The 594-nt window shown below is 50.8% G+C and carries 1 rRNA gene; it reads right to left on the bottom strand.

Going from position 1 to position 594, the window contains the following annotated elements:
- A 16S ribosomal RNA gene (locus ACS8YF_RS19920) occupies positions 1–426 on the bottom strand; the annotation flags it as partial.
- Positions 427–594 lie beyond the last annotated feature (168 nt).

Genomic DNA, 594 nt, shown 5'->3' on the forward strand with positions numbered 1-594 from the left:
ACCCGAAGGCGTTCTTCATACACGCGGCATGGCTGGATCAGGCTTGCGCCCATTGTCCAATATTCCCCACTGCTGCCTCCCGTAGGAGTCTGGACCGTGTCTCAGTTCCAGTGTGGCTGGTCATCCTCTCAGACCAGCTAGGGATCGTCGCCTAGGTGAGCCGTTACCCCACCTACTAGCTAATCCCATCTGGGCACATCCGATGGCAAGAGGCCCGAAGGTCCCCCTCTTTGGTCTTGCGACGTTATGCGGTATTAGCTACCGTTTCCAGTAGTTATCCCCCTCCATCAGGCAGTTTCCCAGACATTACTCACCCGTCCGCCACTCGTCAGCGAAACAGCAAGCTGTTTCCTGTTACCGTTCGACTTGCATGTGTTAGGCCTGCCGCCAGCGTTCAATCTGAGCCATGATCAAACTCTTCAATTTAAAAGTTTGATGCTCAAAGAATTAAACTTCGTAATGAATTACGTGTTCACTCTTGAGACTTGGTATTCATTTTTCGTCTTGCGACGTTAAGAATCCGTATCTTCGAGTGCCCACACAGATTGTCTGATAAATTGTTAAAGAGCAGTGCCGCCTCGCTTTTTCTCAGCG

This window comes from Salinisphaera sp. SWV1 (genome assembly GCF_052044155.1).
Classification (GTDB): domain Bacteria; phylum Pseudomonadota; class Gammaproteobacteria; order Nevskiales; family Salinisphaeraceae; genus Salinisphaera.